Annotated in this window: 22 protein-coding genes; 10 read left to right on the top strand and 12 right to left on the bottom strand. The window is 71.1% G+C overall.

Annotated elements, in window-relative coordinates; translation table 11 throughout:
• Positions 1–78 precede the first annotated feature (78 nt).
• On the top strand, positions 79–495 hold the full coding sequence (locus ACFCVM_RS08270; protein ID WP_375835643.1) for a transferase: 417 nt from the start codon (positions 79–81) through the stop codon (positions 493–495).
• Between the two features lie 57 nt (positions 496–552).
• Here the strand turns inward: ACFCVM_RS08270 and ACFCVM_RS08265 are convergent, their stop codons facing one another.
• On the bottom strand, positions 553–2,916 hold the full coding sequence (locus tag ACFCVM_RS08265) for an arylsulfatase (RefSeq protein WP_375835642.1): 2,364 nt from the start codon (positions 2,914–2,916) through the stop codon (positions 553–555).
• Between the two features lie 201 nt (positions 2,917–3,117).
• Here ACFCVM_RS08265 and ACFCVM_RS08260 point away from each other — a divergent pair, with 201 nt between their 5' ends.
• The gene (locus tag ACFCVM_RS08260; protein ID WP_375835641.1) at positions 3,118–3,576 is read left to right on the top strand and encodes a DUF6325 family protein; all 459 of its coding nucleotides are present in this window, start codon (positions 3,118–3,120) and stop codon (positions 3,574–3,576) included.
• A 228-nt stretch (positions 3,577–3,804) separates the two neighbouring features.
• On the top strand, positions 3,805–4,044 hold the full coding sequence (locus ACFCVM_RS08255) for a PLDc N-terminal domain-containing protein (protein ID WP_375835640.1): 240 nt from the start codon (positions 3,805–3,807) through the stop codon (positions 4,042–4,044).
• A 54-nt stretch (positions 4,045–4,098) separates the two neighbouring features.
• Here ACFCVM_RS08255 and ACFCVM_RS08250 read toward each other — a convergent pair whose 3' ends face one another.
• Positions 4,099–5,154, bottom strand: coding sequence for an LLM class flavin-dependent oxidoreductase (locus tag ACFCVM_RS08250; RefSeq protein WP_375835639.1), 1,056 nt, complete (start codon positions 5,152–5,154; stop codon positions 4,099–4,101).
• A 240-nt stretch (positions 5,155–5,394) separates the two neighbouring features.
• Here ACFCVM_RS08250 and ACFCVM_RS08245 point away from each other — a divergent pair, with 240 nt between their 5' ends.
• Together ACFCVM_RS08245 and ACFCVM_RS08240 are read left to right on the top strand one after the other, a co-directional pair.
• Positions 5,395–6,837 (top strand): FAD-binding oxidoreductase, encoded by a 1,443-nt coding sequence (locus tag ACFCVM_RS08245; RefSeq protein WP_375835638.1) that lies wholly within the window; start codon positions 5,395–5,397, stop codon positions 6,835–6,837.
• Between the two features lie 84 nt (positions 6,838–6,921).
• Complete coding sequence (locus tag ACFCVM_RS08240) at positions 6,922–8,106, top strand: hypothetical protein (RefSeq protein WP_375835637.1); 1,185 nt, start codon at positions 6,922–6,924, stop codon at positions 8,104–8,106.
• Positions 8,107–8,133: 27 nt separating this feature from the next.
• On the opposite strand, the gene ACFCVM_RS08235 is transcribed toward ACFCVM_RS08240, so the two are convergent.
• Entirely contained in the window at positions 8,134–8,481 is a 348-nt protein-coding gene (locus ACFCVM_RS08235; protein ID WP_375835636.1) for a hypothetical protein, read from the bottom strand.
• Positions 8,482–8,609: 128 nt separating this feature from the next.
• Here ACFCVM_RS08235 and ACFCVM_RS08230 point away from each other — a divergent pair, with 128 nt between their 5' ends.
• Positions 8,610–9,608 carry an LLM class F420-dependent oxidoreductase gene (locus ACFCVM_RS08230; protein WP_375835635.1) on the top strand — a complete coding sequence of 333 codons (999 nt, stop codon included), beginning with the start codon at positions 8,610–8,612 and terminating at the stop codon, positions 9,606–9,608.
• On the opposite strand, the gene ACFCVM_RS08225 is transcribed toward ACFCVM_RS08230, so the two are convergent.
• Both ACFCVM_RS08225 and ACFCVM_RS08220 read right to left on the bottom strand, forming a co-directional pair.
• Entirely contained in the window at positions 9,577–10,149 is a 573-nt protein-coding gene (locus ACFCVM_RS08225) for a hypothetical protein (protein WP_375835634.1), read from the bottom strand. The genes ACFCVM_RS08230 and ACFCVM_RS08225 overlap by 32 nt on opposite strands.
• 154 nt (positions 10,150–10,303) lie before the next feature.
• Positions 10,304–10,579 (bottom strand): glutaredoxin family protein, encoded by a 276-nt coding sequence (locus ACFCVM_RS08220; RefSeq protein WP_375835633.1) that lies wholly within the window; start codon positions 10,577–10,579, stop codon positions 10,304–10,306.
• A gap of 69 nt (positions 10,580–10,648) precedes the next feature.
• Here ACFCVM_RS08220 and ACFCVM_RS08215 point away from each other — a divergent pair, with 69 nt between their 5' ends.
• Positions 10,649–11,080: a YdeI/OmpD-associated family protein gene (locus ACFCVM_RS08215; RefSeq protein ID WP_375835632.1), complete on the top strand. Its 432-nt coding sequence runs from the start codon at positions 10,649–10,651 to the stop codon at positions 11,078–11,080.
• 9 nt (positions 11,081–11,089) lie between these two features.
• Here ACFCVM_RS08215 and ACFCVM_RS08210 read toward each other — a convergent pair whose 3' ends face one another.
• Together ACFCVM_RS08210 and ACFCVM_RS08205 are read right to left on the bottom strand one after the other, a co-directional pair.
• On the bottom strand, positions 11,090–14,668 hold the full coding sequence (locus tag ACFCVM_RS08210) for a TM0106 family RecB-like putative nuclease (RefSeq protein WP_375835631.1): 3,579 nt from the start codon (positions 14,666–14,668) through the stop codon (positions 11,090–11,092).
• A 49-nt stretch (positions 14,669–14,717) separates the two neighbouring features.
• Positions 14,718–15,344, bottom strand: coding sequence for a TetR/AcrR family transcriptional regulator (locus tag ACFCVM_RS08205; protein WP_375835630.1), 627 nt, complete (start codon positions 15,342–15,344; stop codon positions 14,718–14,720).
• 111 nt (positions 15,345–15,455) lie between these two features.
• Here ACFCVM_RS08205 and ACFCVM_RS08200 point away from each other — a divergent pair, with 111 nt between their 5' ends.
• From ACFCVM_RS08200 to ACFCVM_RS08190, 3 genes are read left to right on the top strand one after another with little or no spacing between them, the layout of a single operon-like run.
• A complete protein-coding gene (locus ACFCVM_RS08200) occupies positions 15,456–16,490 on the top strand; it encodes an agmatine/peptidylarginine deiminase (RefSeq protein ID WP_375835629.1) in 1,035 nt (344 codons plus the stop codon).
• Positions 16,487–18,235: an amidase gene (locus tag ACFCVM_RS08195; protein WP_375835628.1), complete on the top strand. Its 1,749-nt coding sequence runs from the start codon at positions 16,487–16,489 to the stop codon at positions 18,233–18,235. The genes ACFCVM_RS08200 and ACFCVM_RS08195 overlap by 4 nt, the downstream gene beginning before the upstream one ends.
• A 50-nt stretch (positions 18,236–18,285) precedes the next feature.
• Positions 18,286–18,657: an HNH endonuclease gene (locus tag ACFCVM_RS08190; RefSeq protein ID WP_375835627.1), complete on the top strand. Its 372-nt coding sequence runs from the start codon at positions 18,286–18,288 to the stop codon at positions 18,655–18,657.
• A 30-nt stretch (positions 18,658–18,687) separates the two neighbouring features.
• On the opposite strand, the gene ACFCVM_RS08185 is transcribed toward ACFCVM_RS08190, so the two are convergent.
• The 5 genes from ACFCVM_RS08185 to ACFCVM_RS08165 form a co-directional block, all read right to left on the bottom strand.
• On the bottom strand, positions 18,688–19,698 hold the full coding sequence (locus ACFCVM_RS08185; RefSeq protein WP_375835626.1) for a hypothetical protein: 1,011 nt from the start codon (positions 19,696–19,698) through the stop codon (positions 18,688–18,690).
• Between the two features lies 1 nt (position 19,699).
• Positions 19,700–20,044 carry a PadR family transcriptional regulator gene (locus ACFCVM_RS08180; protein ID WP_375835625.1) on the bottom strand — a complete coding sequence of 115 codons (345 nt, stop codon included), beginning with the start codon at positions 20,042–20,044 and terminating at the stop codon, positions 19,700–19,702.
• A 54-nt stretch (positions 20,045–20,098) separates the two neighbouring features.
• Positions 20,099–20,311, bottom strand: coding sequence for a hypothetical protein (locus ACFCVM_RS08175; protein ID WP_375835624.1), 213 nt, complete (start codon positions 20,309–20,311; stop codon positions 20,099–20,101).
• A 71-nt stretch (positions 20,312–20,382) separates the two neighbouring features.
• Positions 20,383–20,565, bottom strand: coding sequence for a hypothetical protein (locus tag ACFCVM_RS08170; RefSeq protein ID WP_375835623.1), 183 nt, complete (start codon positions 20,563–20,565; stop codon positions 20,383–20,385).
• Positions 20,566–20,743: 178 nt separating this feature from the next.
• Entirely contained in the window at positions 20,744–22,420 is a 1,677-nt protein-coding gene (locus ACFCVM_RS08165; RefSeq protein ID WP_375835622.1) for a molybdopterin-dependent oxidoreductase, read from the bottom strand.
• Between the last annotated feature and the right edge of the window lie 32 nt (positions 22,421–22,452).

Here is a 22,452-nt window from a genome sequence, read left to right as displayed (position 1 = left end):
AGGTCGGGAATTCCCCGGTCAGCGCGGGTGTTGTACCAGTGTTCGGGTGCGGAGTCACCGCACCGGAAGGAGGAGAACGTGGGCATCAGTTACGTCGAGTTCGAGGACGAAGCCGGGATCCTGCGTCGCTACCGCAAGCACGTGAACGGCCGAGGCCTCGTGGCCACGACCGCCAAGGTCGACCCGACCGCGTTCGTCGACCCGACGGCCTATGTCGACTCGGGTGCCGAAGTGCAACGCGGCGCCCAGATCGGCCCGGGCGGCTGGGTCGAGGGCGACGCCATCGTCGCCGAGCGCGCCGTCGTGGGCGTCAATGCGCACGTCGGCCGCCGAGCGGTCGTCGGCCGCAACGCCGTCGTCGGTCCGTATGCGAGCATCGGTCGCGATGCGAAGGTGCAGAACGGAGCGCGCGTGCCGCGCGAACTCACGATCGCCGACGGCGACGAGTATCGCGCCTCCGGCGACGACCTGCGCCGGCTCGGCCTCGCCGCCTGAGCGGCGCGGCAGTCCGAACGCCCGACCGGCGACCCCGGCCGGGCGTCCCGGATCGGTCTACTGGCGCGCCATCGCGATGCGCAGGCGCTCGTCGGGATCCACGAGATGGTCGTGGTCGTCGTCTCCGAGGTCGATCTGCACCCAGTTGATCGTGCCGGTGAACCGGCTCGTCTGCGGGGTGTAGTCGGGACTGACCGCGGTTCCCGACTCGTAGCCGACGTCGGTCGTCTCGTCGGCTGAGAACACCATCGCCTGCGTGGCTCCCACTCGACCCGTTCCGACCGCCTCTCCGTCGTAGTAGAGGGTGACGCCCCCGCCTTTGGCGAGACCCCCGCCGTCGTAGGCGAACTCCATCCGCACCTGGTGCTTCCCTGCAGGGATCGCGGAATCGGCCACCGTCGCGAACTCCTGGATGCCGAGCACGTTGTAGACGAACTTCGCCTTCCCGTCGACGACGTAGACGCTCCAGCCGCCGAAGCGACCGCCCTGTGCGATGATCACGCCGTTCGCGCCGCCATCCGGGATCTCGACCTCGGCGGTCACCGAGAACGACTTGTTCTTGATGCTCACGACGCTGTTCTCCGAGAGTCGGCCCATGCCCGAGAACAACAACTGCGAGTTCCCCTGCACGAGGGTCGGGCGACCGGCCAGATCGGGATTCAGTCGCTCCCCGGTGCGGTCGTCGAGCGGCAGCACGTTGTACTTCACCGCTTCGATCAGCCAGAGCCGTTGCAGCTCGTGCAGCTTGTCGGGATGCTCCTTGGAGAGATCACGGGCCTGGCTGTAGTCGACACTGCCGTCGTAGAGCTCCCAGACGTCGTCGTCGAACGGAATGGTGTCGGCGATGAGCTCCCAGGGGGTGCGGTGCTTCGTGACCGCGCTCCAGCCCTTGAAGTAGACGCCGCGGTTGCCGAACATCTCGAAGTACTGCAGGTCGTGCCGCTCGGGCTCGTCGGGCCCGTTGAACGTGTAGAGCATGCTCGTGCCCTCCATGGGCGACTGCTGCACTCCGTTGACCATCGTCGGCTCGGGCAGGCCGGCCGCTTCGAGGATCGTTGGCGCCACGTCGATGACATGGGTGAACTGGGAGCGCTGCCCACCCTGCTCCGTGATGCCCTTCGGCCACGAGACGATCGTGCCGTTGCGGGTGCCGCCCCAGTGCGAGGCGACCTGCTTCGTCCACTGGAACGGGGCGTCCATCGCCCACGCCCAGCCGACCGCGTAGTGGTTGTAGGAGGTCGGCGAGCCGAACTCGTCCATCTTCGAGAGCATGAACTCGGGCGTCTCGAGTGCGGCCATGCCGTTGAAGTTCGCCATCTCGTTGAAGGCGCCGTTGACGGTGCCCTCCGCCGACGCGCCGTTGTCGCCGATGATGTAGTAGATGAGGGTGTTCTCGAGCACCCCGAGGTCTTCGATCGCGTCGATGACCCGGCCGACGTGGTGGTCGGTGTGCTCGAGGAAGCCCGCGTACACCTCCATCTCGCGTTCCAGCACCGGCTTGAGCTCGGCCGGCATGTCGTCCCACGCGGGGATCTCGTCGTGTCGCACGGTGAGTTCGGCATCGGCGGGGATGATGCCGAGCTCCTTCTGCCTCGCGAACGTCTTCTCGCGCTGGGCGTCCCAGCCGTCGGCGAACTGCCCCTTGTACTTGTCGGCCCACTCCTTCGGCACGTGGTGCGGAGCGTGCGTGGCGCCGGGAGCGAAGTAGACGAAGAACGGCTTGTCGGGCATCAGCGCCTTCTGGGTGCGGATCCAGCTCACGGCGTGGTCGGCCAGGTCTTCCGTGAGGTGATAGCCCTCCTCGGGCGTCGCCGGCGGTTCGACCGGCGTGGTGCCGTCGTACAGGGCTGGGTCCCACTGATTGTTCTCGCCGCCGATGAACCCGTAGAACGTCTCGAATCCGCCGCCGCCCGACGGCCAGGCATCGAACGGTCCCATGGGCGAGGACTGCCACACCGGCACCTCGTGGCATTTGCCGAACTGCGCGGTCGAGTAGCCGTTGAGCTTCAACGTCATCGCCACCGGGGCCTTCGTGTTCGGCTTCAGCGAGCTGTTGCCGGGCGCCGACGTGGCGGTCTCGGTGATGCTGCCCATGCCGACCGAGTGGTGGTTCCGGCCGCTGAGCATCGCGGCGCGGGTCGGCGCGCACAGCGCGGTCGTGTGGAATCGGTTGTACATCAGGCCGCGGGCGGCAAGCTTCTCGGCATTCGGAGTCTGACACGGGCCCCCGAAGGCGCTCGACGCGCCGAAGCCGGTGTCGTCGATCAGCACGATCAACACGTTCGGCGCGCCTTCAGGCGGAAGCAGCGGCTCGATGGGGGGATACGCCGTGTTCGGATCCTTCGCGTCGTAGGTCGTCAATCCCGGCGCGGGCCGGTCGGGAATCGGCAGCATCGTGCGCGCGTGGCGATCTGGCTTCATGGTGTTTCCCCCGTGGTGTGCGGTGCGGCATCCGTCGACATCGCGGCCGCAGTTCGAGGCGGTGACGACCGGGTCACCGTACCGAGACCCGTGCGATGCCGAATCACCCACATCGCGTGATGCGGGCGGCGACACATGCGGTGAACCTGAGGCTGGCGCAAGCGCGACAGCCGGTCGCCGGCCACGGATCGGAGCGCGAACATGACGGATCAGGCACTGGATGAACTCGGACCGGTCGACTACCTGGTCATCGAGTTTCCGGCCGGGCAGGCGGACTTCACGGGCGAGATCGCCGAGGAGCTCGTGCGGCTCGTCGGGGCGGGCACGATCCGGCTCATCGACGCGATCGTGCTGACGAAAGACGTCGACGGCACGGTCGACGCGGTGGAGTTCGAGGACCTCGAAGACCTGGGCCCCCTCGTCGAACTCGAGGCCGAGCTCGCCGAGCTGCTCGCGGCGGAGGACGTCGAGCAGCTCGCGAACGCGATGGAACCGGGCAGCGTCGCCGGCGTGATCGTCTACGAGAACCTCTGGGCAGCCCCCTTCGCCGCAGCTGCTCGCCGAGCCGGCGGCCAGCTGATCGCGAGCGGGCGCATCCCGATCCAGGCGATCATCGCATCGCTCGAGGCCGATGAGGCCGACGAAGAGACAGGAGCATGACATGCCGCTGAGAGCTGCACGAATCGGACGCGTCGGCGTGGTCGGTGCCCCGGTCGCGAGGACGGCGGTGGTCGCCGCTGCCGTGACCCCAGGGCCCTCCCCGATCGCGAAGGCCGCCGTGATCGGCGCCGCGGTGACTCCTGGTCGACGACGGCGCCGCATCTGACGTCGGAGGGACATGAGCTTCCGGGCGGTTCCCGCCGCCGAACCTCGAGAAAGGGAACGGCCATGTCGTTCTGGGACTACCTGACCGTGTTCTTCTGGGTCTATGTCGGAGTCGCGTGCCTGTGCATCTTCGTCTTCCTGATCGTCGACATCTTCCGAGACGAGACGCTGACCGGGTGGGCGAAGGCGGTCTGGATCCTCTTCCTCGTCGTGCTGCCGTTCGTCGGCTCGATCGTCTACCTGATCACGCGCGGCGGCGGCATGTCGTCCCGCCGAGGCGGAGATCAGGCGATGCTCGCCTGAGGGGAACCAGGCGGGTGCGGAGCGGTGCGTTCGCGCCGCTCCGCTCGTCGCGGTTCAGCCAGCGGTGAGCAGTTCGCCGGCGAGCAGCTCGAGCGTCTGCTCGCGGCCGGGGGTCGCGTCGAGCGGTTCGCCCTCGTAGCTGCCGCCGATGGGGGCGAGCATGATCTCGTCGATTCCGTGGCGGGTCGCGAGGGTGCGCAGCTCGGAGGCCGCGGTCGCCGCGTCTCCGATGATCCAGCGCTGCTCCATGGCGGCGACGAGCTCGTCGCCGATCGAGTCGGCGGGGGCGGCGAGCGCCTCCTCGACCGTCTCGAGCGGCCGCATGGGCCGGTTGGTGCGCAACCGCGCCATCGAGTGCATCTGGGGCAGAGCCCGGGCGCGCGCCTCTTCGCGGGTCGGAGCCACCGAGGCGTTCGCGGTGAGGAAGGTCTCGGGCACGGGGTGCGCCTCGCTCGGCTGGTACTCGGTGCGGTAGAGCTCGAGCGCCCGCTCGAGGCCGTCGCCCGAGAAGTGGTTGGCGAAGACGTAGGGCAGGCCGAGCGACGCGGCGAGCTTCGCCGAGTAGTCGCTCGATCCGAGCAGCCAGAGCGTCGGGACATCCGTCGCCGCCGGAGTCGCCGTGATCGCGTACTCGCGGCCGCTCGTCAGCCGGAGCGTCGCTCCGTCGGGGGAGAGCAGCGAGAGGATGTCGGCGATGTGGTCGGGGAACCGGTCGACATCGGCCGTGGGCCCCGAAATGCGCAGCAGCTGCGTGATGACGGGGTCGCTGCCCGGCGCGCGTCCGATGCCGAGGTCGATGCGCCCCGGCGCGAACGCCTCGAGCGCTGCGAACTGCTCGGCGACGACGAGCGGGGCGTGGTTCGGCAGCATGACGCCGCCAGAGCCGACCCTGATGCGCTCGGTCTTCGCCGCGATCGCCGCGATCAGGACCGGCGGCGTCGTCGAGGCGACGGCCGGCATGTTGTGGTGCTCGGCGAACCAGTACCGGGTGAAGTCCAGGCGGTCGGCGAGTTGCGCGAGGCGAACGGATGCCGCGAGCGCACCGGCACTCGTCTGGCCGGTGCGCACCGGGATGAGGTCGAGCACAGAGAGTCGGGGTGAAGGAGTCATCCCTCACGGCAACCGGCCTGCGGCGCGGGGTATTCCGCGGTGTCGGGGACCGGCGACCTGGGTCCATGGGCGGGCGGGGCTGCCACTGAGACGATCGGAGGGAGCTCCCTGACGCGGGGGAGACCGCGCCGACGTTGTATGGGTTCTCGTTGCGAGCGCCGCCTGAGACCAGTGCGGCCGTCGGAGCGCCGCCCCGAGGTGCGCGCACAGGCCCGCGACGATCCCCGAAAGGAAGCATCCGTGAACACCCCCGTGCCGTCGGTCGCAACGACCGACCTCGCCACGCTCTCGCTCCGCGAGGCGCTCGCGCTCCTCGACGACCGCATCGCCGGTCGCGTGCTCATTCCCGGCGACCCCCGATGGGACGCCGCCCGCTCCGCATGGAACCTCGCCGTCGACCAGCACCCCGCCGCGATCGTCGTCGCGACCACCGCCGACGACGTCGCGCACACCGTGCGCGCGGCGAAGGAGCTCGGCCTCGCCGTCGCCCCGCAGGCGACCGGTCACAACGCCGGCCCGCTCGCGGCGGCCGACGGCCTCGCCGACGCGATCCTCCTGCGCACGCACGAGATGCGAGGCGTCGAGATCGACGCCGAGTCGCGCATCGCGCGGGTCGAGGCCGGCGCCCAGTGGGGCGACGTCGTCGCCGCGGCCGCGCCGCTCGGCCTCACCGCGCTCGCCGGCACCGCGCACGACGTCGGCGTCGTCGGCTACACCCTCGGCGGCGGGGTGAGCTGGCTCGCCCGATCGCACGGACTCGCCGCGAACCACGTCGTCGCGATCGAGCTCGTCACGGCCGACGGTGCCGCGCACCGGGTCGACGCCGAGAACGAGCCCGAGCTGTTCTGGGCGCTCCGCGGCGGCGGCGGCGACCTCGGCGTCGTCACCGCGCTCGAGTTCGGCCTCTTCGACGTGCCCGCGCTGAGCGCCGGCATGCTGCTCTGGCCGATCGAGCGCACGGCCGAGGTGTTCACGGCCTGGTCGGAATGGACCGACGGCCTCCCGACCTCGGTCACCTCGGTCGCCCGCGTGCTGCGCCTGCCGCCGATGCCGGAACTGCCGCCCTTCCTCTCGGGCCGTGCGCTCGTCGTCGTCGAGGTCGCGATGCAGGAGGACCCGGCCCGCGTCGACGAACTGCTCGCGCCGCTCCGCGCCCTCGTGCCCGAGATCGACACCGTGCACCCGCAGTCATCGGCCGAACTCCTGCAGCTGCACATGGACCCGCCGCAGCCGGTGCCCGGCCTCGGCGACGGCATGCTGCTCGCCGAACTGACGCCGGCCGCGATCCGCGCCTTCGTCGACGCGGTGGGCCCGGACGCCTCGTCGGCACTGCTCTCGGCCGAGGTCCGCCACCTCGGCGGCATGATGGATCCGGGCGTCGCGCGCGCTGCGGCATCCGTTCAGGGCACGCCGCAGCCCGGCGTCACCGCGGGCTTCGATGCCGGCTTCCTGATGTTCGGGGTCGGCATCGTGATGCCCGACAACGGAGAGGCGCTCGCCGAGTCGCTCGGCCGACTGCTGTCGGCCGTCGAGCCGTGGGGCGCCGGCATCGACTACCTGAACTTCGCTGAGCGCGCCCGCCCCGCCGAGCGGTTCTTCGGCGATGATCTCGAGCGGCTGCGCGCGGTCAAGGCGGCGGTCGACCCGACACGGGTGATCCGTTCGAACCACCCGATCGGCTGAGTTGGGGACTGTCGCTCGCGCCTCGGCCTTCATAGGCTGGGGTGCGAGCGACATCGCCGTCGCCACGACCTTGGGGGAGGAACGATGACCGTACATTACGCATTGCCTACTGCAGCCGACTTCACCGCGCTCGCTGGGCTTCATCATCCGTCGATCACGATCTACACGTCCACCTCGCCCGTCGTGAGCGAGCGCGAGCGCGCCGAGGTGGCCGTGAAGAGCTCCTTCGACGAGGCGATCGAACGGGTGAAGGCGTCGGGCGCCGCGAACGCCGAACTCGAGGCGCTCCGCCGCGAGCGCGATGCCGTCATCGGCGACCAGCAGATCTGGGCGGGACTCGCCCGGTCGATCGCGATCTTCGTCGCACCGGGGTTCAGCGAGGTCTTCGTGCTGCCGAATCGGCTCGACGACGCCGTGCACGTGGGCTCGCACTTCACCCTCGGCCAGCTGCTGCGCGCGCCGAGTCAGGACCAGGAGGCGTTCGCGGTCACGCTGTCGGCCAACGAGTGGTCGCTGTGGCACGCGACCCCGACCGATCGGGCCGTGCGCCTCGACATCGACGAGTCGCATGACAAGAGCCTCGACGACGCCATCAACCGCGACCCCGAGAACGACGACAAGCCGCGCGGGGGCAAGCACGGCGACCGCGGCGTGAGCGGCGACGAGCGCCGCAAGGCCTTCTTCGAGCTCTACGCGAAGCGCGTCGCCGACGCCGCGCGTCAGGAGCTCATGCAGCGCGACCCCGACGACCGCGTGCCGCTCTTCGTCTTCGCCGCAGAGCCCTTGATGAGCCTCTTCGTCGACCGCATCCGCAACGGCCGCCGTGTCGTCGCCGTCCCGGGTGCACCCGACCGGCTCGGCGCAGCCGAGATCGACGAGGCGCTGCGCGTGCAACTCGGGCGGCTGAATGTCGCCGAGGCCGATGGTGCGCTGCGCCAGCTGACCGAGGGCACGGCGGGCCGGGTCGAGCGCGACCTCGCAGCGATCGCGCGTGAGGCGGCGGATGGCGCGGTCGAGGTGTTCTGGTTCGACTTCACGACCTCGGTGAACGGCACGCTCGACCGCGAGTCGGGTGCGATCGAGTTCGCGAGCGGGCACGGGGCCGATGAGCAGCTCAGCGACGGCACCCATGCCGGCGACCTGCTGCCGCAGCTCGCGCTGCTCGTGATGTCGAAGGGCGGCAAGGTCGTCACGGTGCGCAGCGACGACCTCGACGGCACGGTGTGGTCGGGGCCGGCGATGGCCGAGTTGAGGTTCGCGCTGGCCTAGGGATCAGCCGGTGGGGAGCCGTCGGCGTCAGCGCCGCGCGGCGGCGACCCGCTCGCGCAGCGGGAGCACGAATCCCTCGCGCCAGCGGAAGCGGATGACGACCTGCTGCGCGTGCGCGTCCTCGATCATCGCCTCGACGTTCGTCTCGGTGAGCACATGGGGCCGGTCGCCGGTGGGCGGAGTCTCGCGGAGTTCGAGCCAGAGGCTCTCGGGGTGGGGCACGACGCCGGGATTCGCGGCGACGAGTTCGATGGTCCACCCCGGGCTCGAGCACAGCCCGTAGCCGGAGACGAGGATGAGCCGGGTGTCGGTGGTCTCGATGACGGTCGCCTCGAAGTCGGCGGCAGAGTATTCGCAGTGCTGCTGTCCGTTCATTCCGCTGAACCTAACGGTCTGAAACTGAGGCGACCTCAGTGCTGGCGCTGAGATCGAGGAGCGGGGCGGCACCGAGGTTCGCGCGGGCGCGAACGGCCGAGCCCGTCGGCGACCATATGGTGGAACCCATGCGATTCGGAATGTTCGTTCCCCAGGGTTGGCGTCACGACCTCGTCGGCATCGAGCCGGCCGAGCACTGGCAGACGATGCGCTCGCTCGCCGAGTACGCCGATGCCCCCGACTCGGCATGGGAGTCGATCTGGGTCTACGACCACTTCCACACCGTGCCGCGCGCCTCGGAGACCGAGGCGACCCACGAGGCGTGGAGCCTCATGGCCGCCTACGCCGCATCGACCTCGCGCGTGCGGCTCGGCCAGATGTGCACATGCATGAGCTACCGCAACCCCGCCTACCTCGCGAAGGTCGCCTCGACGGTCGACCACGTCTCGGGCGGGCGCCTCGAGATGGGCATCGGCGGCGGCTGGTACGAGCACGAGTGGCGCGCGTACGGGTACGGCTTCCCCGCGATCCCCGAGCGACTCGGCCGCCTTCGCGAGGGTGTCGAGATCATGCACCAGGCGTGGTCGACCGGCAGCGCGACGCTCGACGGAACCTACTACCAGGTCGACGGCGCCGTCGTGCAGCCGCAGCCGGTGCAGCCGGGCGGCATCCCCTTCTGGATCGCCGGCGGCGGCGAGAAGGTGACCCTCCGCATCGCGGCGAAGTACGCCTCATACACGAACTTCACCGGCACGCCCGAGGAGTTCGCGCACAAGAGCGAGGTGCTGCGTGCGCACTGCGAGCGCCTCGGCACCGACTTCGAGGCGATCACCAGGTCGTCGAACTTCAACACGGTCGTCGGTGTCGACGAAGCGGATGTCGCGCGGCGCCTCGCCGTCATCGAAGCGAGGGTCGCTCCGTTCCTCGGACCCGAGAAGACCGCCGCCTACATCGCGGACTTCCATTCCCCGAACGCCGCCGTCGGCACCCCGACCCAGGTGGCGGCGAAGCTCGCCGAGCGGCGCGAACTCGGCCTCGGGTACGCGATCCACTACTTCCCCGAAGCGGCCTACGATCGTTCCGGGCTCGAGCTCTTCACGGCAGAGGTCGTGCCCGCCCTGCGGTAGCCCACGTGACGGTGGAGCCGTCGTCGCTCACGTGCCATCCGCTCGCCGGCCGGGCGACGCCCGCGTCGTCGGTGACCGCTGCGTAGGGCAGCGCCAGCAGGTCGCCGGCCTCGAGGTCGCCCGGCAACGCGATCGGCGCAGGGGCGGAGCATCCGCTCGGTGCCGAACTGAGCGTCGTCGGCACCGCGCGTGCGACCGAGGCGCGCCCGATGAGCCGCGCCTCGGCCCACGCCGGGTCGAGCTCCGAGAGGTCGCCGTCGATCACGACCCTGCGGCCGCCGCGAGCGGATGCCTCGAGCACTCGCACCACGACGACGCCCGTGTGCATCGTGGTCGAGGGGACCCGGCCGCCGGTGCCGGGCTCGACCGCGCGGCCCAGGTGCACGGCGGGAGTGCCGCACAGCTCGGCGAGGCGCAGGAGCGACACCCCGCCCACGGCGACGTCGGTGGTCGAGACGCTGGTCGCCTCCGGCCACCGATCCATCGAGATGGGGTCGGGGATCGAACGCCGAAGCGTCGGCAGTATGCGCGTGAGCGTCATCTGCCGTCCGCCGTCGCGGAAGCGCAGTCTCGGTGTCCGAGACCCGCACTCGGGTCGGTGATCGGAGGCATTCCTCAGTTCTACGCCCGGGGCGGGCATCGAGCCCGTTTGTTACGCGATCCGAACGCAGAACGCCGGTTCGCTCACGCGCTGCTTACGCGGCGACGGCCTCGTCGAGCTTCGCGGAGAGCTCGGCGTCGGTCGGCTCGGTGAAGTGCGTGCCGTCGGGGAAGACGACCACCGGGATCTGCGTGCGGCCGCTGATCGCCTTGGCACGGTCGGCGCCGTCGGCGACGGTCTCGAGGTCGACGTATTCGTAGTCGACGCCACGCGCGTCGAGGAGGCGCTTCGAGCGGCGGCAGTCGCTGCACCACTCGGCGCCGTACATCGTGACGCGGGCGGGGTTCAGGTCGGTGGCAGGGGAAGTCATACCAATAACCTACGTGGGTACCCTGTCAGTTTCTTCCCAGGAGCCGCTGGCGGTGGCAGACTCGGGCGCATGCGATTCGAGACGAGGATGTCCCAGGTCGGCAACAACACGGGCATCGAGGTGCCGCCCGACGTGATCGAGGCGCTCGGGGCGGGTAAGAAGCCGCCGGTCGTCGTGGTCGTGAACGGCTACGAGTACCGCAGCACGGTCGCGGTCATGGGCGGCCGGTTCATGATCTCGTTCAGCTCCGACAAGCGAGCGGCGACGGGCATCGGCGGCGGCGACCCGATCGTCGTCGACGTCGAGGTCGACACGGCCCCGCGCACGGTCGAGCTGCCGACCGACCTGGCGGCAGCGCTCGACGGTGCGGGGGCGCGTGCGGCCTTCGACGCGCTCTCGCCGAGCGCGAGGAAGGCACATGTCACGGCGGTCGAGGGCGCGAAGGCCGCCGAGACCCGGCAGCGCCGCATCGACGGCATCGTGGCGAAGCTCGCCGGGTGACGCGCGTCGTCAGCCGCGCACGGGCGTCAGCGACGGGTCGCCGACGAGCTTCACGAACGCGCTGAGCTGCGCCACGCCATCGGGTGTGTAGGGCAGGGCATCGAGCAGGCCCGGCGAGTAGAGCAGGTACGCAGCCCACTTCGCCCGGGAGATCGCCACGTTCAGTCGGTTCTTCAGGAGGAGGAACTCGACGCCGCGCGGCGCCGCCGCTGCCGAGGACGCGGCGAGCGAGACGATCGCGACGGCGGCCTCTTGACCCTGGAACTTGTCGACCGTGCCGACCGGCACCTCGGTGAGCCCGGCCGCGTCGAGCGCGGCACGCACCTCGGTGAGCTGGGCGTTGTAGGGCGTCACGACGATGAGGTCGCGTTGCGCGAGCGGCCGAGCGGATGCCGCACCCGGCGCCGTGGCGTTCGGCACCCCGTCTTCGACCCAGTCGCGCCCGAGCAGGGAGCGCGCCAGGTCGACGACCGCGAGCGCCTCTTCGGGCGATGAGGTCGTGTTGCCGGAGTGCTCGATGGGCAGGGCCGTGAGGCCGGGGGCGACGCCGTCGAGCGAGCGGTGCGAGGCCACGGGGTGCGAGTGCAGCTCGCCCTCGTATGAGAGGCGCGACACGGGCTCGGCGACAGCGGGGTGCATGCGCCGGCTCTCGGCGAGGAAGTAGCCGAACTCGGCCGGCAGCACGTCGTGGCCGTCGGTGATCCAGCCGAGCGCCGAGGTGTCGATGGGCTCTGGGTGGTTTCCCTGGCTCACCTGCGGCAGCTGCTGCGGGTCGCCGAGCAGCAGCAGGTTGCGGGCGCCGACCGCGGAGGCGATGGTCGAGGCGAGCGAGAACTGGCCGGCCTCGTCGATGACGAGCAGGTCGAGCGAGCGGCGCGGCACGCGGTTGTCGTTCGAGAAGTCCCACGCGGTGCCGCCGATGACGTATCCCGAGGTCTCGTGCGCTGCCGTGTACTCGGCGACGCCGTTCTTCGGGATGAAGGTGTACCCGTGGTCGCCGGGCTCCTTCGGGTCTTTCGGGGCCTTCGCGACGAGCTCGGGATCGAGGCCGGCGCGCACGACGGCATCGAGCACGTTCTCGACCACGGCGTGCGACTGGGCGACGACGCCGATCTTCCACGCGTGGCGCCCCACGAGCTCGGTGATCACATGGGAGGCGAGGTAGGTCTTGCCAGTGCCGGGCGGGCCCTGCACGGCGAGGTACGAGTCGTCGAGGTCGCGGAGGGAGGCCGTGACGGCCGCGACGTAGTCGTGATCGGCGCCGAGGGGCACGAGACCGGAACCGCTGCGCGTGCGCGGCGGGATACGTCGCAGCACGTCGACCGAGGGGTTCGCCGGCCAGTTCGGGAAGGCGCGGTCGAGCTGCTGCGCCCACTCGAGGATCGCGCCCTGCTGGCGGCCGGCCTGCGGGGGCGTTCCGGGCGCGAGGGCGAACGGCAGCTCGTGCCAGAGGACTCCGGCCACCGCGGTCTCCTCGATGAGCACGCCGTCGTCGAACACCTCGAGGACGCGCACCGAGTGCCACGCCCGCGACCCGGGCCGCAGCGAATGGCTCGGGAACGGCGCCGGCGGTTCGTAGAGCGCGATCGGTTCGCCGCCGACGCTGAACTTCGACCCCGGTGCGATGCGGCCGCGCAGGCGTACGTGCCGCCGATCGACGCGATGGTGGTCTTCGCGATACCAGCGCTGCACCACGCCGGAGGTCGCGGGGTCGACGACGAGCACGTCGCGGTGATCCTCCCAGGCCTCGAGCGGCTGCTCGACGCGGAAGTAGTGCGACCACCAGAAGCTCTTCGCCTCGCGGTCGTGGTAGTCGATCGCGGCCGCTGCCAGGGCGAGCGCGGTGTGGTCGGCGTCGCGATCGGGGTCGTCGGGCGGCCCGGCGACGGACTGCAGGTGCACGGCGAGGGGCGTGGGTTCGTAGACCTTGCCCGCGGCCTTGGCCGCCTCGACGATGAGCGATTCGGGCACGGGGTCGACGCCGGCGTCGCGCGCGAGCCCGAGCAGCCAGTCGCGCAGGCGCAACGTCGAGACGCAGTCGTAGCGGTTGTAGTCGGCGAGGTCGTCGAGCACGTACTGGGCGGCCGCAACCCCGGAGAGGCCCGTGATCGGGTCGGTCTCGCCCGTCGCCGCGAGCTCGCGCGCCCGCACGTACTCGAGGATCGAGTCGCCGCCCGACTTCACGTCGGCCTCGCGCAACTCGGTGCCCATGTAGAGCGGCTCGAGCTTCTTGATCGAGTACGAGCGACTGCCCACGCGCACCGCGCGCTTGACGATGGGGTAGAGGTCGACGAAGACGCCGTCGGCGAGCAGCTGGTCGACGGCCGCCTCGCCGACGCCGTGACGAGCGGCCATCGAGAGCAGGTGCGTGCGTTCGTAGCTCGCGTAGTGGTAGATGTGCATGTGCGGGTGGGCGGCCCTGCGGAGCGCCACGAGCTCGAGGAACTGCACGAGCGCGACCCGCTCCTCGGCGAAGGAGTGCGCCCAGAGCGGCGTGAACTGCTCGGCGTTGTCGACCATGCCGAAGAGGTAGTCGAGGCCCCAGTCGTCGGCCGCGCCCTCGGTGTAGAGCGGGTCGCCCTCGAAGTCGAAGAACAGGTCGCCCGCGTCGGGCTCGGGGATCGCGGCGAGCGACGCGGCGTCGCGCACGACGACGGGCGGCGGCAGTGGCGGGTCGTCGGGGGAGCGGAGCCCCGAAGCATCTGCTGCGAGCTCTGCCGACTCGGCCTCGAGCTGCAGGCGCGCCTGTACCCGCAGGTTCTCGATCGTCGCGTCGAGCACGCCGGGCACGGGCCCGAACGATGCCGCGAGCTCGTCGATCGTCGTGATGCCCGCGTCGTGCAGGGCGGCCCGTTGCGTGACCCGGAGGCCGGCGACGAGCAGCACGTCGCGGTGCGCCTGCACTTCGAGATCGCACGTGGCGCAGCGGCCGTCGAGGGCGTACCGCGGGTCGCCCCACTCGACCGGCCCGTCTTCGATGAGTCGGTCGGCGACGATCTGCTCGAGCCGCTCGCGGCGCAGCCGGTAGACGGGGGCGATGTCGTCGAGGCGGTGCACGCTCGTGGTGCCGTCGCCGAGCAGCAGTTCGACGGTGTCGGCGCAAGGAACGCCGGTGCGCTCGAGCTGTTCGGCATAGGCGGCGAGCTGGAGCAGCGCGGTCACCCTGGCCCGGCGGGCGAGCTTGGAGTCCTGCACGAGGTACCGGCCGTCGGGCTGGCGCACGATGAAGTCGGCGAAGCCGATGAAGCCCTCGTCGGCGAACGTCGCCTGGAAGACGACGGGGGCTCCGGCCGCGAACGCCGCCTGCGTGGCCTCGACGGCCGCGGCGACCGCTGCGGGGTCGCGCACATCGGGCCGCTCGATCTCGACGACGCCGTCGCCGAGGGCGGCGCGGTAGTCGTCGAGCACCCGCAGCTCGTGCTGGTCGCCGAGGCGGCCCGAGCGCTCGAGCATCGCGTCTTCGGGGTCGGGCACCTTCTCGATGCGGCCGAGCTTCGCGTCGAGCGCGCGGAGGAACGCGAACTCGCACTCGGAGGCCTTCTTCAGGTCGCTCGCGCTCGTGACGACCGAACCGTCAACCAGGTACATCGGGCTCCTTCGGGTCGTCGTGATCCCACGCTATCCGGGCCCGCCGACATCAACGGGGGGCGAGCGCGCCGGGTCGGAGTCCCAGCAGTCCCTCGACGCTCCGGGTCGTCAGGGCGTCGCGTTCGCCCGCGCCGTCCCACCGCACGAGCGCCTGCGCATTGAGGCCGTCGATCATGCCGAGCAGCTGCCATGCGGCGGCCGCCGCATCGACGGGGCCGAAGTCGCCGGACTCGACGCCGCCGTCGATGACGCCCACGATGACCGACTGCCACGCGTCCATGCGGTGCCGCACGCTCGCGGCGAGCGACTCGTTGCGCCGGCCGAGCGCCCAGGCCTCGACCCAGACCACGGTGACGTCTTCGCGTGACCCGTCGAGCAGGGTGCCGATGAGGGCGGACAGGCGTTCCGGCGGAGTCCGCCGCTCGGCGACGAGCGCGCCGACCTCCTCGATCTCGGCGGCGACGATCGCATCGAACGTCTCGGCGATGAGGGCGTCCATGCTCGGCTGGTAATGCGCCACGAGGGCGGGCGTCACCCCTGCGCGGGCGGCGACGGCGCGCAGCGTCACGGCGGCGAGTCCCTCTTCGAGCGCCAGCGCCCTGGCTGCGACCGCGATCTCGGTGCGTCGCTCGGCCGGGGGCTTGCGCGCGGCTCGCGCGCGGGGCGTGCTTGACATGGTGCGCTCAGTCTATGTACGGTCGGGTCAGTTATTGATCATTTGATCAATATAAATCGACGGATGCCGCTCGGCACGGCCGACGCACCGACGCGACGCACGGAGGAACCGATGAGCTGGCGCATGCCGTCCGAGACCGCACCCCATGAGCGCACCTGGATGGCGTTCCCGGTCGAGGTCAACGTCGCCGACGAGACATCCGGAGGCGCCGAGCGCACCTTCGCCGCCTGGGCCGCGGTCGCGAACGCGATCGTCGGGTTCGAGCCCGTCACGATCCTCGTCGACCCGAGCGAGCTCGACCGTGCCCGAGCCCTGCTCGACCCCGCCGTCGAGATCGTCGAATGCCCCGTCGACGAGTTCTGGATGCGCGACCACGGCCCCACCTTCGTCGTCGACGACGAGCGCCCCGGCGTGCTCGGTGCGGTCGACTGGACCTTCAACGGCTGGGGCGCCCCGGCATGGGCGCGCTGGGAGAAGTCGGCCGAGCACGCCCGCTTCGTCGCCGAGCGCGTCGGCGCCGAGCTCGTCTCGAGCGCACTCGTGAACGAGGGCGGCGGCATCCACGTCGACGGCGAGGGCACGGTGCTGCTCACCGAGACCGTGCAGCTCGACCCGCGCCGCAACCCCTATGCCGACAAGCGCCGCGTCGAGGCCGAGATGGCCCGCACGATCGGGGCGACGACGGCCATCTGGCTGCCGCGCGGCCTCACTCGCGACTACGACGAGTTCGGCACCAACGGCCACGTCGACATCGTCGCGACCCTCACCTCGCCGGGCCAGGTGCTCGTGCACTCGCAGCGCGACCCCGAGCACCCCGACTTCGAGGTCAGCCGCGAGATCGTCGCGTTGCTCGCCGAGTCGACGGATGCCGCGGGCCGAACCCTCGAGGTCACCGAGATCCCCGCGCCCTCGGTCATCCGCGACGACGAGGGCTTCGTCGACTACAGCTATGTCAACCACCTGGTCGTGAACGGCGGCATCATCGCGTGCGGCTTCGGCGACGACGAGGCGGATGCCGCGGCGCGCGCGATCCTCGAGGCCGCCTACCCCGGCCGGCGAGCGGTGACGGTCGACGCACGCGAGATCTTCGCCGGCGGCGGCGGCATCCACTGCATCACCCAGCAGCAGCCGGTGGTCGCCCGATGAGCGGATTCGACGTCGTCGAGGCCTCGATCGCGGAGCTCCGTGCCGCACTCGAGTCGGGTCGCATCACGGCGGTCGAGCTGCTCGAGGCCTACCTCGCCCGCATCGCCGCCTTCGACGGGCCCGAGACGCCGACCGCCCTCAATGCGCTCGTCGTGATGAACTCCGGCGCCCGCGCCGACGCCGAGGCATCCGATGCCCGCCGTACGCGCGGCGAGACCTTCGGGCCGCTCGACGGCATCCCGTACACGGCGAAGGACAGCTACCTCGCCGAGGGCCTGACCGCGGCGGCGGGCTCGCCCGCGTTCGAGCACCTCGTCGCCCAGCGAGATGCCTTCACGATCGAGCGCCTGCGCGGCGCGGGCGCCGTGCTGATCGGCCTCACGAACATGCCGCCGATGGCGAACGGCGGCATGCAGCGCGGCGTCTACGGCCGCGCCGAGAGCCCGTACAACGCCGAGTACCTCACCGCCGCCTTCGGCTCGGGGTCGTCGAACGGCTCGGGCACGGCGACCGCGGCGTGCTTCGCGGCGTTCGGGCTGGGTGAGGAGACATGGTCGTCGGGCCGCGCTCCCGCCTCGAACAACGGCCTCTGCGCGTACACGCCCTCTCGCGGCGTCATCTCGGTGCGCGGCAACTGGCCGCTCGTCCCCACGATGGACGTCGTCGTGCCGCACACCCGCACGATGGCCGACCTCTTCGAGGTGCTCGACGTGATCGTCGCCGACGACGCCGAGACCCGCGGCGACTTCTGGCGGGTGCAGCCGTGGATCGAGATCCCCGCGGCATCCGCGGTTCGGCCCGTCTCGTATCAAGAGCTGGCGACGAACCCTGCACCGGATGCCGCGGCCGCGCGCCCCCTCGCGGGCACCCGCATCGGCGTGCCGCGCATGTACGTGAACGCCGACCCCGAGGCCGGCACCGCCGAGCCCGGCCGCACGCCCGGCATCGGCGGCGCGACGGGGCAGCGAATCGAGACCCGCGCCTCGGTGATCGAGCTCTGGGAGGCGGCCCGCCGTGATCTCGAGGCCGCCGGCGCCGAGGTCGTGCTCGTCGACTTCCCCGTCGTGTCGAACTACGAGGGCGACCGCCCCGGCGCACCCACGATCGCCACCCGCGGGCTCGTGAGTCCCGCGTACCTGCACCGCGAGATCGTCGACCTCTCGGCCTGGTCGTGGAACGACTTCCTCGACGCCAACGGCGACCCAGCGCTGAACTCGCTCGCGCAGGTCGACGGCGAGCGCATCTTCCCGCAGCCCGATGGCGCCCTGCCCGACCGGTACGACGGGTTCGACGACGACATCGTCGAGTACCCCGGGTGGGTGCGTGCGCACCCCGGCGCGACGTTCGCGGACATGCCCGAGCTCGAGGCCGGGCTCCGCGGACTCGAGGAGACGCGGCGCGTCGACCTGGAGCAGTGGATGGACGGGCTCGGCCTCGCTGCCGTGGCGTTCCCGGCGGTCGCCGACGTCGGACCCGCCGACATGGACGTGAACGAGGCATCCGCCGATCTCGGCTGGCGCAACGGCGTGTGGGTCGCGAACGGAAACATCGTGCCGCGCCACCTCGGCATCCCGACCGTCACGGTGCCGATGGGCGTCATGCGCGACATCCGGATGCCGGTGGGCCTCACCTTCGCCGGACGCGCCTACGACGACTCGGCGCTGCTCGCACTCGCCGCGGCGTTCGAGGCGCTGCCGACCCCGAGCGCGCGCCGCGTTGCGCCGCCGCGCACGCCGTCGGTCTGAGCGGGGCGCGGCGGCCGGTCGGCCGGCGCCGCCCGGGCTAGTCTGACGCCATGACGGTCAGTCGGAGCCGTACGGCGGTCTACGCGCGTCGGCGCAAGCGTCGCATGGCGCAGCACACGCACGACCTCAGCGACGAGCAGTGGGCCGCGCTCACAGCGGAGTGGCAGAGCTGCGCGTACTGCGGCGCGAGCGACCGGCCGCTGCAGCGCGACTGCGTGCAGCCCATCTCGCGCGGTGGCCGGTACACGCTCGGCAACGTCGTGCCGGCGTGCGGGTCGTGCAACGCGAGCAAGTCCAACGACGAGGTCACCTCGTGGATGCGGCGCAAGAAGCTCGACGAGCGCGCCTTCCTGCTGCGGCACTACGAGGTCGGCCTGCTGATGGCGGCACGATTCCCGGTTCCGGATGCTTCGCGCGAGTGAGTCGCGCGTTCAGCTCGTGCGAGCGCACGCTCAGCTGCTGAGGATCGGGGCGCGGGTCGGCGTCAGCCGGCGGACGTGGAGCACGATGTCGAACACGAATACCAGCATGATGCCGATGAGGCAGACGCGCGTGACTTCTTCGGCGGCGGGCGAGATGAAGATCGGGCCTGCCGCGAGGCTCCACGTCACGAGGGCGAGGAAGGCGACGTCGTTCGCGATCGAGATCAGGCGGGTCGTGCGGGTGTAGCGGCCGGCGATGAGCAACGCGAACCCGACGGCGAAGGCCACGGCCCAGAGCACCACGAACCAGGGTGCGCGCCACGCGAGGAACTCGGGGTCGAACACGAAGGCCTCGATGACCGGCTGCGGCAACCCGGGTGCAATCACCGCCAGCCAGGGCAGCGCGATCAGCACCGAAGCACCGAGCGCGCCGAACGAGATCGCGAGCACGAGACCCGCACGGTTGACTCGGTCGCGGTCGAGCACCTGGGGTGGGATCTGCGGCGCCACCCGGGGCTCGGCCTGCGGTGCGCTGTCAGTCGCAGCGTCGATGCCATCCCGCCGATGCCTGATGATCGCGGCGATGAGCGTCAGCGTGATCATGAATCCCGGCCACCAGAACGCGCCGAGACCCCCGCTGAGCCACCAGGCCGGCAACGGCGCCCACCAGGCGCCTGCGACGCCCGCCGACTCCGCCCACTCGGCGACTCCCGGGTCGGCGTACGCGATCGGGAGGGTGACCGCCCACTGCAGGGCGACGCCGCCGAGGGCGAACCAGGTGAAACCCGGTGCGTCCGCCGGGCGAATCACGGTGAACCCGGCGGGGCGGTAGCGATCGGCCACGTCCTGCGGCCGGCCGAAGGACGCGAGCATCTCCATGACCATCGGCTCGTCGGCGGGTCGGCCGGCCTCCTCGGCGCGACCCGCGAGCTCCTCACGCAGCAGCGACCGGAGCTCGAAGCCGACGTCGGCTCGTTGTCGCCGAGGAATGCGCCCGACGACGTCGCCGACGTAGCTCTCGATGATGACGTTCGGGTCCATCTCAGCTCTCCTCGTTCAGCAGTCGACCGACGACGGAGGTCAGCGAACCCCATGCCTCGGTCAGATCCCGGTAGCTCTCGGCCCCAGCGGGGCTCAGCGTGTAGTAGCGGCGGGGCGGCCCGTCGTCGATGCGCCACTCGGAGGCGAGCAGCCCTTGCCCCTCGAGCCGGCGCAGCAGCGGATACAGCGTGCCCTCCTCGATCGGCATGCCGCGCTCGGCGAGTGCCTGGCGCAGCGAGTAGCCGTACTGCGCGGTGCGCAACTGCGAGAGCACCGCGAGCACGAGCACGCCCTTGCGCAGATCCTGCTCGAGCTTGCCCGACTGCTCGGGGCGACCCTCTACCATGCGGGCCACACTACATAGAGCCACACAGTACGTCAAGCCCACCGAACGGATGCCTCACAGCGGTCGAGATTCCTCGATCGCGCGGCGAAGACCGTCGGGGCTGAACAGTCGGAGCGCCGTCGAGGACACGACTGTCGCTGGTGCGCCGAGGAGCCGGGCCGCGATCATCTGCAATTCGGGGGCCGACTCGCCCCCGCGCAGCAGATCCGTCTCCGCGAGCAGTTCGAACTCATCGGCGTGCTGCCCGAACGCCAGTGGGCCGAGCACGCGGATATTCGAGGCGCCCTGCTCGGCGAACGCGCGGATGAGTTCGCTGCGCCGGAACGCGAGTCGCTCGATTAGTGGCAGCTGATCGAATCGCTCGTGGCCTGCGCCGTCCGCGTTTTCCGGCCGCGAGCTGCGGCGAAGTCCTCAACAGCTACTCGTACGACGGACTTCTTCGTGCTGCCGAGGAAGTAGGCCAGCTCCGAGACGAGACGGTCGGTCTCCGCATCGACTTTGATCGGCTTCTCGGCGACCATCCGTCTCCTCCTGTTGCCCGCCGTATTCGCCGAAGACGGAAGGTCGCCCGTCGGGAGTCGGTACCGAAGTACCGCAGGTGCACACTCCATCACGATCGCTCGACGGCATCTGGCATTCGGGACCTCGATGAGGGGACTCGCGGCGCTGCCACGGGTGTGCAGGGCGGGTGTCGGCGGGTCAGCGCACCTCGACCGTGACCTCGTCGAGACCCGTGGCGCCGTCGGGCACGACGCCCTGTCGCTTCGCCGTCTGCACCTCGCCGTCGGCGCCGAGGGCGCGCACCCGGACGGCGTGCGAGCCGGGCGAGGCATCCGGCCACTCGTACTTCCACTGCACCCACGTGTCGTCGCTGATCGCCGTCGCGAGCTCGGCGGCCTGCCAGTCGCCGTCGTCGATCTGCACCTCGACCCCGGCGATGCCGACGTGCTGGTGCCAGGCGACGCCGGCGAGCACCGCCGAGTCGGGGGAGACCGACTGGCCCTGGCGCGGCACGTCGATGCGGGAGGAGATCTTGATCGGACCGCGCTCGCCCCAGCCGCGATCGGTCCAGTAGGCGGATGCCGCGTCGAACCGGGTCACCTCGAGGTCGACGACCCACTTCGTCGCCGAGACGTAGCCGTAGAGCCCGGGCACGACCATCCGCACCGGGAAGCCGTGCTCGGTGGGCAGCGGCTCGCCGTTCATGCCGACGGCGAGGATCGCGTTGCGGTCGTCCTGCAGCACCTCGAGCGGGGTCGACGCCGTGAATCCGTCGATGCTGCGCGAGAGCACCATGTCGGCGTCGGCCGACGGGCCGGCTCGCGCGAGCAGCTCGCGGATCGGGTAGCCGAGCCAGACGGCGTTGCCGATGAGGCCGCCGCCGACCTCGTTCGACACGCACGCGAGGGTCGTGATGCTCTCCTCGAGGGGGAGGGCGAGCAGTTCGTCCCAGGTCAGGGTGACCTCGCGATCGACGAGCCCGTGGATGCGCAGGCTCCAGTCGGCGGGGTCGATCGCCGGCACGGCCAGGGCGGTGTCGATGCGGTAGAACTCGGCGTTGGGCGTGACGATCGGGGCGAGTCCGTCGATGCCGAGCTCGGCGCCCGCAGGCACCGTCGCCGTGGTCGCAGGGGCCGGCAGGCGAATGGCGTCGCGCACGGCGGTCACCGCGCGTGCACCCGCCTGCAGGGCGTAGCCGCCGAGAGCGGCGAGCGCCCCGAGTGCGACCGCGCCGCCCGCCCAGCCGAGGAAGCGGCGCCGGTCGACGGATGCAGGGGCCGGCGGGACTTCTGGGGCTTCCGGGGCTCCGGGTGTCGCCGAGTCGGAGGACGAATCGTGCGACGCGCCGGCATCCGCCCCGCGTGTCGCATGGATGCTCCTGCGACTCGGCGAGTCGTCCGGCGACGAGGCCGGCGACGAGGCCGAGGCCGGGGCGAGCTTCTTCAGCAGGAAGGTCAGCGCGAGCATCGCCGTGATCGCGGCCACGGCCGAGGGCACGATCGCGAGCATGGAGGCGTTCGCCCGGCTCGCCGCGGCGACCGCGCCGACGACCCCGACGGCAGCGACGACGACCATGCCCCACGGCGAGCGCCGTGCCTCGAGCACTCCCGCCGCGCCGGCCACGGCGAGCAGCACGAGGCCGATGCCCACGAGCAGCGCGGCCTTGTCACCCGTGCCGAAGAGGGCGATCGCGGTGTCCTTCGCCCAGGGCGGCGCGAGATCGATGAGCAGGGAGCCGACCACCACGACCGGACTCGACGCGGGCGCCACGACGGCTGCGACCAGCTGGCCGACGCCGAGTCCGAGGGCGACGGATGCCACGCCCGCCGCAGCGGGCAGCACCCATCCCCGGGCGGAGCCGCGCGTCTCGGGCATGCGCACAGCGTACGCCCGGCGGGCTCCGGCGA

It is taken from the genome of Agromyces sp. NPDC056389, assembly GCF_042262385.1.
GTDB lineage: Bacteria > Actinomycetota > Actinomycetes > Actinomycetales > Microbacteriaceae > Agromyces.
This window is presented reverse-complemented; position numbering and strand designations above follow the sequence as displayed.